General features: G+C 64.6%; 7 protein-coding genes. All 7 read right to left on the bottom strand.

What is annotated here, in order from left to right:
• Positions 1-198 precede the first annotated feature (198 nt).
• Positions 199-459 (bottom strand): hypothetical protein, encoded by a 261-nt coding sequence (locus FNH05_RS21205; RefSeq protein WP_144590457.1) that lies wholly within the window; start codon positions 457-459, stop codon positions 199-201.
• A gap of 89 nt (positions 460-548) precedes the next feature.
• Positions 549-1,124, bottom strand: coding sequence for a P-loop NTPase family protein (locus FNH05_RS21210; protein ID WP_144590458.1), 576 nt, complete (start codon positions 1,122-1,124; stop codon positions 549-551).
• A gap of 539 nt (positions 1,125-1,663) precedes the next feature.
• On the bottom strand, positions 1,664-1,981 hold the full coding sequence (locus FNH05_RS21220; protein ID WP_144590459.1) for an RHS repeat-associated core domain-containing protein: 318 nt from the start codon (positions 1,979-1,981) through the stop codon (positions 1,664-1,666).
• Entirely contained in the window at positions 1,978-2,250 is a 273-nt protein-coding gene (locus FNH05_RS38180; RefSeq protein ID WP_186382662.1) for an RHS repeat-associated core domain-containing protein, read from the bottom strand. The genes FNH05_RS21220 and FNH05_RS38180 overlap by 4 nt, the downstream gene beginning before the upstream one ends.
• Positions 2,251-2,254: 4 nt before the next feature.
• Positions 2,255-3,124, bottom strand: coding sequence for an RHS repeat domain-containing protein (locus FNH05_RS21225; protein WP_144590460.1), 870 nt, complete (start codon positions 3,122-3,124; stop codon positions 2,255-2,257).
• A gap of 534 nt (positions 3,125-3,658) precedes the next feature.
• Positions 3,659-4,111 carry a hypothetical protein gene (locus FNH05_RS21230; protein ID WP_144590461.1) on the bottom strand — a complete coding sequence of 151 codons (453 nt, stop codon included), beginning with the start codon at positions 4,109-4,111 and terminating at the stop codon, positions 3,659-3,661.
• Complete coding sequence (locus tag FNH05_RS21235) at positions 4,111-10,950, bottom strand: RHS repeat-associated core domain-containing protein (protein WP_144590462.1); 6,840 nt, start codon at positions 10,948-10,950, stop codon at positions 4,111-4,113. The genes FNH05_RS21230 and FNH05_RS21235 overlap by 1 nt, the downstream gene beginning before the upstream one ends.
• Positions 10,951-11,196: the final 246 nt, after the last annotated feature.

An 11,196-nucleotide genomic window follows, 5' to 3' on the forward strand; every position in this document is an offset into this window, starting at 1 on the left:
ATCAAGACCAACATTCGCGGCGGTCCGTCTGACAACCTCATCCGCAACGGCTCGAGCCGCCACCTCGTCAATCACACCGCACATCATGCCGCAGCAACCCTCATACCAGGGGCACGCGCTTGGAAAAGTGAACCGCCCCGGGTAGTGCGTTCTTCCGGACGGGACCGCCGTGTTCCAGCTGAACGACGCGGAAACCGCCTACCAGTATGACGAGGTGTTCGTGCGGGAGACGTACCTGCGCCACGGCATCGCGCTCCGTTCACCGGCCTGCCCGCCGGGCGGGTACGGGCCGCGCGTGACCGGGACAATCCGCATCAGCTGCCGGATCTGCTGCTCCACCTGTACCTGGCGGACCTGCCGCTGTCGCAGCGGCTGGCCATCCGCGACCCGGAGCAGGCCCTTCGCGGCCTGACGGTCACCGGAGACGATCGCCGCCTCACTCGGGCGGGTTCTCGCCACCCGGCTGGGCCTGGCGAGCTGATCCGGCCGCGCTCCTGATCCCTCGTCCGGGCGCGGACGCCGCCCGGACGAGCACTGTCAACGGTCGGTCAGGCCTGCCGCGGCGGTAGCGAGGCGAACCACCGGTCGGCCTCGGCCGAAGATCGCAACCGGACCACCGACACCCCGGTCAGCCGCGGGGGCGCCAACCTCAGGGGCAGTTCGGCGCAATGCCTCCGGTGCGAACTCACCGCCCACTTGACCAGGGAGTCCTTCCCGAGCAGGTTGCTCCACGTCTCGCGGTTTCCGCTCCACAGCTCGGTCCGCCGCAGGATCCGGCCGAGACTTCGCCGGATGATCCGCAGCAGGATCAACGGCAACGGAACGTCCAGCCAGACGATCGTGTCGGCCCGGGGCCAGAGCAGGTCGCTGACCAGGTCGATGTAGTTGCCGTCGACCACCCAGGCCGGCCCGTCGGTCTGGTCTGACACCCGCTCCCGGAAGATCTCAATGGGTGCGGCCGTCCAGTTCGGGCCGTGGTGGAGACCGTCGAGTTCGATGTGCTCGGACCCGGCCCTGGCCGCCAGCTTCTTCGCCAAAGTCGACTTGCCTGAGCCACAGGTGCCCAGGATTACCACGCGGTTGAGCTGTCCGGTGCGGGTGTCACCCGCGATATCGCCGTTCATCGATCGGGCTGTTCCTCAGTCCTTCTCTGCGGTGCGGTCACATCAACGCCTCATCCAGCGCCTGTGCGGAACCGTTGTCGGGTAGGCCGTGCAGCGTCCCGACCGGGATACCCTGCCAGAAGAAGGCCAGATCACCGGTCCTGAACCACCCGTCGGGCGTGCGCGTCTCGCGGTTCGCCTCAGGATTGGCGTAGTAGCTGACGAGGACCTCCTGGGCAACCCGGAGCTCCTCGAGCTGGTGCTGCCCGTGCTGGGGGCCGATTTCACCTGGTACGAGACTTACCAGCCCACGCAGCGCCGCCGCTGTCTTGCTCCTCGTTGAAGTTGATAATGTAGCTGAACAGCTTGTCCGCTCGATCCGTGTGCGGGCCGAGCCAGTCGCCGGGAGCGTGCCGGACGAGGCGGATCTCCACCGCGCCGGCGTCGGGGAAGACCTCGGCCAGGCCTTGCGGGTCGCAACGCCTTGCTGTAGTACGCCCACGGGTATGGCTCGTCGTGGAACTGTGCGGCGACGATCTCGTCGAAGTCGATGACGTTGCTCAAGTGCGCCGCACCCACCGTGTCACCGCGTGATAGGCATCCACGACCCGGTTCACCACGGTCTGCACCACGTGCACCACCGGTTGCACGATGTTGGTGTCGACCCAGTTGACCGCGGGCTGGATGACGTTGTTGTTGACCCACGTCGCGGCCTGCGGCACCGCACTGGTGGCGGCGTTCCATGCGTCGCCGACCCAGTCGAACCAGCCGTGACCGGAGGGATCGGTGCCGGTCATCGGGTTGTCGTTGACGTAGGCGAAGGGGTTGGCCGCCGCGGAATTGGGGACCGGGTCGTTGGCGACGGTGTCGCGGTTCATGAACTGGCCGGTGCCGGGTTGTACCAGCGGGCGGCCATGTCCACCTTGCCGGTCCCACTGTCGGTCCAGCCGGACTGGTAACCTAGACGGCCCTTCTGCCCGTTGGCGGACAGGACATTGCCCAGCGGGTCGTAGGCGGTTGATCCGGTCAGCGTGGCACCGGTGGCGGTGAACTGGCCCACGACATCGGTGTGCTGGTCGACGAAGGCGAGTACCCCGCTGCCGGACACTGTGCCACCGCCCGTGGCCGCGACGCCGATACCCAGCACACCGCTACCCGGGTCGTAGGTGTAGGTGTTGGACCCGTCGGAGGCGACGGTGTTGCCGGCGCCGCTGTAGGCGAAGGTGATCCCGCTTCCGCCACCGGAGGGGGTGTCGGTGAGGACCCGCCCGAGCGCGTCGTAGGCATACACCTGGCCGTTGTGGTTGATCATCTGGCCGAACGCGTCGGAGGCGCTGGCTGTCGTAGGTGTAGCTGGTGGTTCCGGTCGCGTCGGCGCGGGAGGTCATCAGCCCGTCGCTGTTGTAGCCGAAAGTGGACGAGCCGCCGGTGCCGGCTGTGGTGAGCAGTTCGCCACGGTCGTTGTAGGTGAACGTCTCGTTCGAAGCCGGTACATACCCGGTGGTGCCGGAGGTGCCGATGGCCGATGTGCCGGCGGAGATCAGGCGGCCGACGGCGTCGTAGCCGAAGCTGCGGGCCGCGGTGGTGGCGTCGGCACCGGTGCCGGTTTGGCCGGTGAGGTTGCCGCGGGAGTCGTAGGTGGCGGTGACGCTCACCCCGCCGGGTTGGGTCTGGGATACGGGGCGGCCGTCGGCGTCGTAGCTGGTGGTGAACGTGCGGTCGGCCGTGGCGGTGTAGGTGGCCGTGGTCGGCTCGATCAATGATTCCTGTTTGTTCCAGGGGTTGTAGGTGTAGATGAGGGCGTTGCCGCGGCCGTCGGTGTAGCGGGTCCGGTTGCCCGCCGTGTCGTAGCCGAACGAGGTGGTGATCGCCGAGGACGCCGTGACCGGGGCAACCTCCTGGGTCATCGCGCCGGTCGCGTCGTAGGTGAATGTGGTGGTGTTGCCGCGGGCGTCTGTTGTGGACAAACGGTTGCCCGCGGCGTCGTAGGTCGCCGACGACTGGGTCACGATCGTGCCCATGGCGTCCTGAACAACACCGCACCGGGGAGGACAGAGAGATCGAGGTGAGACGGCTGTCGCCGAAGGTCAGATCGGGGGTGTCACCGTCACCCGGTGAAGCCGTAGCGGGTCACGGTGTTGTGCGGGATCGTTTGCCGTAGAAGCCAGCGAAAGGCTGAGCGGGTGGGCATCGGCATCCGCACGCTGACTGCCGCTGACCGGTTGGGTGCGACGGTCGCGCTGCCACTCGCATCCACTGCGACCGCGGTCACCGCTGCCAGGGTGGCTGCCGCCTTCCCGACCAGGCCCGCACCCAGTCGCCGAGACCAGCCTTGACGGGGTCGATTGGTGAGGTCGACGGAGTCGTGGTCGGTGATGGTGACGGGACGGCCAGGAACCACCGCGCTGAATCGGCCATGTCCGCTGACGTTTCCGTCAACGGATGCCGTCACCCCCCAAGAGGCCCCCGCCGGGAACCGCCCACTGAGGGCCTCTTGACATTTGACCGCTCCGCATCTTTAGCGAATCATTCCGTCATTCGACGCATGATTCAACCTATCCCCAGCGAGCATTCAGATCGGCGCAGGAAATTGAGATGACCCCACCCGTCAGAAAGATCTCGTGACTACACCCAAACCCTTCCGGAAGGATCTCATCGAGGAGAACAGTTCCCAGATCCTGGAGCGAAGATCCGCTTTCATGGACCCTAATATTTACCCGAGAGACCTGCGCATAGCTAATCACGAGTCCAGAGTCGTGTTTCCACTCATTAGGACCGAAACGAATTTCAAGACACACCCCGCGTTCAACGGCAACTGATACATCGAGAAACTTCAGATCCTTGACGCATCTCGAGCTTCCGAAATCATAGTGATCAGGGTGCGAAGCGAAGGCCAATGCACCTTTCGGCAGATCAGGCGCGAGCTTCGGCAACTCCGCAATGTAACCGCTAGGGTCCGTCCAGAAACCTCGCCATTCTGGATTCCATTCAGCCTTGATGAATTCCATCAACAACCTCCGGTAAGACGCGGTCGCATCCACTTGTCGCCCGAGATGTCTTCCGTGCCTTTAGGGCCGATTCGCCCGGAGCCACGCATGAACTCGATCGCCTTTCCCTTGAGGCGATTCTCAACACTCTCAGGCACTGAAACGTCCGCACTCTTTCCGTGCTTAGCGAACCATCCATTGCTGCCATAGATGCCAATCTCGCTACCTTTGTAGTAGACATGAATCTCGAAGTCTACGCCCTGGCCGACAGGAAACTTGTCCATGCGGGCGGTATAGCCCGGGCCAAGCCCGATCGGATCTTGCAGTCCGTCCGTATTATGAACGAGAACGGGAGTATTCCCCGCCAGCACATAATACGTGTGGAGTTGGTCGATGGTCAGGTTGTAGGTGACCATTGTAGCCGTGTAGTCACGCAGGTTGATGATGGACACGGTCGCACCGTCTTCGGTCTGCAACCGATCCCCCACCCGTAACGTGTCCGCCCGGGTCCACAGGCCGGTGGTGGCGTCCCAGTACAGATGCCCGGCCGTGCCGGTCACCGTGCCACGCCCATGCCCGGTATCCACCGTCACGTCGGTGTAGTCACGGTCGGTGTACGTGACGTGCACCGCGGTCACCACATGCCGCTGATCACCACCACCTGCCATCCCGCCAGCCTGGCCGTTGGTGACCACATCACCAACACGCACCTGGTCGATGGGCTTCCGGCTCCCATCAGCCATCGCGACCCGCGTGTCACCGGGAAAACTATTGCGAATAATACAGCCATCCGCCAAACGCCGTTCCTCAGCGACATCCCGCTCGGCGTCGACAACCGCGTGCAGGACCCGGTCGGCGGCCTGCTCTTCCCGACGGAAATCCTGGATTATCTGCAAGGCACGCGGAATGAACCGTAAAACCTTCTGCGCACCCGAAATCACCTTCGTCCACGGCAGATTCGTGACTACCGTGATCAGGCAAGAAGCGAAATCACCGTTCACGCACCGTTTGATGTCGTCATAGCCGATCAGGCCCTTCAGCAAGTCACTAGCCAGCGTAAGCAACTCGTCCGAGATCGACCTCTTCTTGGTTGCTCGCGCCGCATTGATCTGGTCCTGGCTGATCCCTTCTCCAGCCAGCACCTGATCAACAGCAGCATCATCAGATTGCCTACCTACATCCGAAGCCGGTGGCGCCCCGTTATTCGAGGTCGACTTACCAGCGTGAACTTGATCACCCAAACATGCCGTATTCTGGACGCCGCACCCATCGATCATCAGAAGACCACTCGGGTCCGATCCGCTGACAGGGTTGTTGTCGGCGTAGCCGTATCCGGTCATCGACTGCGGGTCCGCCACGTCCAGGATCGGATCGACGGAGATGAACCGGCCCGTTGCCGCGTCGTATTTGCGGGCCCCGATATCGGTCAGCCCCGTTGTGGTGTCCAGCGGCTTTCCGAGGAATCCATGCTGGTCCGGCCACGGGCCCGGGGTGGTGGCCCCACCGACGGTGACGGTGGTCGCGCCGATCTGGTTGCCGTAGGGCTCCATGGTGCGACGGGTGACCGTACCGTTGTCGGGGTTGTAGGTGGTGGCCACCGTGCTGTGCGGGTCGCTGCACAGATAGACCGGGGCCGCACCACCGGAGCGCATCGCCACCGTCTGTTTGCCGACGGTGTAGTACCGCACCCCGGTCGTGGCCTGGGTGGCCGAGTTGTACGTGATCTCCTCGCCCGGCAGGAACAACGTGGTCGTGTTCGGATCACGCCGCAGCAGTTGCGTGCCGTCCGCGTCATACACATACGAGGTCGTGCCGACAGTGGAGTTGTTGACGGTCGCCAGGCGACCCTCCCCGTCCCAGCTCAACGTCTGGTTACCCATCACAGCCGAGGTGCGGGTCGTCTGGTTCCCGCTGGCGTCATAGGTGTAGCCCGCCGTGGTGGTACCGCTCGGCCCGGTCGTTGTTGTTCCGCTCAACGCTGTGGGCTGGGGTTGACCTGCCGCCGGGTACGAGTAGGTCGTCGTGCTGTCACCGCTCTGACCGGGCACCGCATGCTGGGTCTGCGTCAGTCGCCGGCCGATCGCGTCGAACGTCCAGGATTCCCAGAACGGCTGAGGGCCGCCGATGGTCGCGCTTTGCGGCGCTTGGGCGCAGTTGTCCGTGGCTGTCCAGGACTCGACCAGTCGGCGTAGCGCGTCGTAGGTGTTGCATTGGGTCTGGGTCGGCGAACCGGCCGGGCCTTGGACGTCGACGCTGCGGGTGACGTTTCCCGCGGGGTCGTAAGAGTAGGTGGTGTCGTCGATCTGACGGGTCGTTGTTTGCGCCGAGAGGTTCACGTTGGTGACGCGCCGGGTTTGCGCGTCGTAGCCGTAACTGAGCCAGGCCGTGGACGCGTTCACCCCGAGCGTGTATTGCAACGGTTCGCCATAGGCGGTGTAGGACGCCGCGCCGAGGTAGGTGTTGTAGCCCTGGTTGTCGATGGGGTTACCCAGCGCGTCGTAGTGGGTGACGATGGACTCGGCGACGAGTCCGCCCGCGACGACCGGTGTCACCGAAGACTGCAGACCGGTCGTGGTGTAGGTGTACTTGGTGAGGTAGGTGTTTCCGCCCAGGCCGGCTTCGGATGTCGGGAGCTGGACGTACGTGCGGGTCGCGTTTCCCGTCGCATCGTAGGCCTGGACGCCGGTGACGTAGTTCCCGTTGGGTGTGTAGCGGGTAGTCGACGTCACCTTTCCGCGTTGCACGGTGTCGTAAAGCCACGAGGCCAGTTGGGTCCCGCTCGTTGAGCCGGAGTACTCGCCCGTTTTGCGGTTGAGCGCGTCGTAGGTGTACGCCAAAGTCTGGCCACGCGCGTCGGTCGCCGAGGTGACCTGGCCGTTGAGGTCGTAGACGAACTGACTGGTGCCGCTGACCGGGTCGGCCCGGGTCAGCGCATGACCGAGCAGGTCGTAGGTAATGGCCCAGACATCGGAGTTGGGATCAGTGACCGTAGTGGTGCGGCCCATGGGGTCGAACTGGTAGCTGGTCGACTGGTAGGTGCCGCCCGACACGACACTGCCGTTCACGGTGGGGGCCGCGGTGTATTGGCGTGCTTCGGTCGTGTGCCCACGGATGTCGGTGACCGTCGTGGTGATCACGCCACCGCTGGGCGGGAAGGTCGTGGTCCGGTCGCCGCCGTACACGGTGCGGGTGGTCCAGGTCGGCGTGGTGCCGTTGTATTCGGTGGCGAGGGTGACCCGGCCGGCACCGTCGTAGCTGTTGATGGTGCGGTCGTTGACCGCTGAGTCCGCGACCGAGGCGACGGTGGTCGTGGGGGCACCGCTGGTGTAGTAGCGGTTGTTCGTGCGGGTGGCCCAGCCGTGTGTGTCGTAGAACTTGTCGGCGACGACCCGGCCGCCGCCTTCAGCATCGGCCTGGGTTTGCAGCGATTGCCCCATCGCGTCAAAAAGCTCGACAGAGGTGACGTAGCCGGTGCTGGTGCCCGTGTCCACCAGCCGTTGGGTGGTGACCGCCTCCGGCCCGTCGGTGCGCAGTAGGTAGGTGTAGATGGTGTTCGCGCCCGCGCCCTGGGCTTTGCTGCGGCCAGGCTGCCACACCGCCGTGGTCCGCCCGAGCTGGTCGTAAGTGAGGTCGGTGCGATGGCCCGCCACGTCGATGATCGAGGTGATCGTTCCCCGGCCCGGGTCGAGGGTCTGGGTGACGGTTTGGTTGAGGGCGTTGGTGATGACCTTTTGGGTAAGTATCCCGCCGTCGGCAGGGGTGTAGGTGGTGCTCGTGGTGTGGTTGAGGGCGTCCGTGCTGGTCAGCGGCCGGCCTGAGGCGTCGAAGGTCGCCGTCGCGGTCGTGCCGAAGGTCAGGGTGCCGTTGTTGTTGGTGACCGCTTGCTCGGTCCGTGTCGAATCGCCCTTGGTGATCGAGCCCAGCGTGGTGGCACCGTCGTAGTAGATCCGGGTGTCGGACACGACAGGAGCTTGCGCCGTGCCCGGTGCTGGGCAAGTTTGTTGTGAGACCACGGTTTCCGACGCCAGGTTACGGATCCACGCTCCGGTGTCGTCCGCGTACGAGGTGCCGGTGCACAGGGTCGGGACACCATCGCCGGCATCGGTTTTCCGCACCTCGCGACCTACGTTGTCGTAGATGCTGGTGACTGTTTGCGTGCGGGTCCCGCCCGCGCCAAGGTCGGTGATTTTGCGGGTTCGCTGGTCGCGGACCATGCCCGCGGTCAGGGAGGGCAAGCCGGTTCTCGCGCGGGTGGCCGTGACGGCCAGCACGACCGGGTCGGTGACGGTCGCGGTGAGTTCCGTGCCCCCATCGCCGTTGAAGGTCTGCGATTCCCAGGGGTTGCCCATGAAGTCGTTGGTGTCGGGAACCGTTTCACCCAGGGAGTTGGTGACCGTGGCGTTCCTGGTCGCGCCGCCGGGCAGTGTGTCGCCGTTCATGCCCCGGAAGTAGGTGGTGCGGGCCAGGGTCTTCTGCTCGGTCCCACCGCCGGTTCGGGCCTCGACCTGACCGTATCCGCGGAACTGGCCATAGGTCCTGTTGGCGGGCTTGACGATCTCGTTGTCGTCGAAATGCCAGGCCGGTGTGCCGAGGTAGGTGTAGGTGGTCGTGTGGGTCGGCGACAGCTTGTTCGGGTCCTGGACGTCCACTTCGGTGGTGACGTATTTGTGGAAGTAGTCCAGCACGGGGTTCTTGTCCAGCGGAGGGTTCCAGTACACCGGGAAACACCGCATCGTGTCCTGTGCCGGGTCGGCGGGCACGTTGGTTGCGGTGCATTCCGGTGCGCTGTAGGTGATCACTGTTTGCTGGCCGGTTTCGGCGGTGATTGTGCTCATCCGCCACCGCGACATCGACGGTTGCCCGTTGTACCCCGCGACCCGGTTGTCCATCACCACACCGGTGAACGACAACGCCGGCTGGCTCAGCAAGGTGTGGTCGGCGGCGTACCCGGTGCGTGTGATACCCGACAGCCACAGCGAGGGGTCCGATGCGGTGTAGAACAGGTGCGCGAGCGACCAGCTGTCCAAAGTGGTGTAGGCCGTACCCGTGTAGTACTGCGTCGTCACGGTGTTCAGCATTTTGCGTGACCAGAACGTCGGTGTGTGCGTGTTGCAGACCGCGCCCTGTGCACAGTTCTGGTCAACGGGGACATCTGGCCAGTGCAGAGCGTTAGCGGTCGTGAAGTTCGCGTCCGTGCACTGGAATCCGCCGGACTGGTCGCATCGCTCGCCCACCGTGAACACGTACTGGTCCGGCGCTGCGGCACTGTAGACTGTGCCGTTCTCGTTCCGCAGACCGTAGTCGATATGTGTCACGTATCCACCGCGCACGTACGGAACCCCGTTGGTGCCGTTGTTGGCGCCGTAGAAGTTCGTTTCGGGTGCGTAGTAGTACATGGTCACGTTGCCGTGGGTGTCTTCGGCGTAGTCGAGGTTCCAGCGCCACGCCTGGGTGCAGGAAGAGGAGCCGAAGCCTGTCGGGTTGTAGCAGGGGTCGCCTGGGTGGGCGCCGTAGACGGGCAGTGTCCAGGTGGACTTCGTGGTTTCCTGGTTGGTGTAGCCGGGCCCGCTGTCGCGGCCAAAGTAGTACTGGGTTCCGTCGGTTGTCGTGACCTTCCAGTACTCGCCGTTCAGTGCGCCGTTGGTCGCGCCGGTCAGGTGCTCGACGCGATCGCCGGTGTCGGATGCCGGATGCCAGGCCCCGGTCGCATCGTCCTGCACGAGGGCGACGGTCTGGCCGCCCAAGTTCAGGTTGATGATCTTCCCGCCGTTGACCCAGCATCGGTCACCTGTTTGCTGTTCCGCAGGCAAGGTGGTGTCGTCCGCGCAGGCGCGATAAACCCGCTCGACGTAGCCCGGCTCGTAGTCGAAACCCTCCCCGACCCAGGACACCTGATTGTTGGTGCCCGCGGTCAGGCCATCGACCGCTTGCGAGTTGTACGACAACGCCACGTTCGGCGCCACGGAGCCGGCCGACACTGGCGGCCCAGCCAGCGGATACGACCAGGTAAACGCCCCGGAGGAACCTGACACCGACCAGGCACCGGAAGGAGAAAGCGAGGAAGCTTCGAACGTACCACTCGAGCCGGACGAACCTGCGGTCGCTGCCATGACGACAGTCCCGGCAGACGCTGTCGCCGACGCACTCATCGGGCTCTGTTGGCGTGGCAAACTGGCGGACGCTACGGGTACGTCGGCAGACACGGTGTGCGTTACTGGGTCGTTGGTGGAACCGGCAACCGGGGTCTGGATCTGACATGCGGGCACCGTCGGTGTGGTCAGCGCACAGTCGGGAAGCTGGACCAACCGCAGCCTGCTGCCCCACCCGGCGCCGAGGGCGTCCTTGAACGCCGAATAGTCCATGTCGACCGACACACCATCGGTCGCGCCACTGACCGTGAACAAAACACCGGCGACACCGGCCTGCCGGGCTGCCTGCTGATCAGCCAAGTGCACATGCACGGGCGCAACCGTCGCGGAATTCCTTGGCGTGCCCAGCTGTGCCCGCCGTCTCAATGACGCGGGAATGCCGGGCACCGCAACTCGTGGCGGTACAGCGGAAAGCGTCTTATCGGCGGATGGCGGCGCGGGGGCTGGGACGGCCACGTCCGCGTCACCGGCGACGGGCCACGCAGTGGCTTTCGCAGCGTCGGGCGGATTGTGTGGTGCCGGTCGAGGCGACAACGAGCGTGCGGTGACCGGAACCTGCGGCACCTTCTGCACAACTGGCGGTTTCACCAGCGACGCGGCAGACACCATAGGTGCCGTCGTCAGCGACCCCACCAACGTCACCGCGACGACGGGCGCGATAAACGAGCGAAAAAATCGCGTCCACGCATAACGCCCCCGGAGTGCAGCCATAACAATCTCCCCCCAGAACCGCAAGCGAACACAAGCCGATCGGAACTCTAAAAAGGACACGGACCAGAAACAAGCAGCCAAACGGCCGAAACTGAGACAGAACCACCTCGCCGAAAACTTGCAGTACCTCTTCTGGTGGTTGACATCAAGGTTCAAATATGCTGAAACGATTCGACAATTCGCGCCTCACGCTCCGGCAACCAGATCTTCCGATGAGACACGCGACCACCCTTCGCCCCCCTCGAC

It is taken from the genome of Amycolatopsis rhizosphaerae (genome assembly GCF_007713715.1).
Taxonomy (GTDB): domain Bacteria; phylum Actinomycetota; class Actinomycetes; order Mycobacteriales; family Pseudonocardiaceae; genus Amycolatopsis_E; species Amycolatopsis_E rhizosphaerae.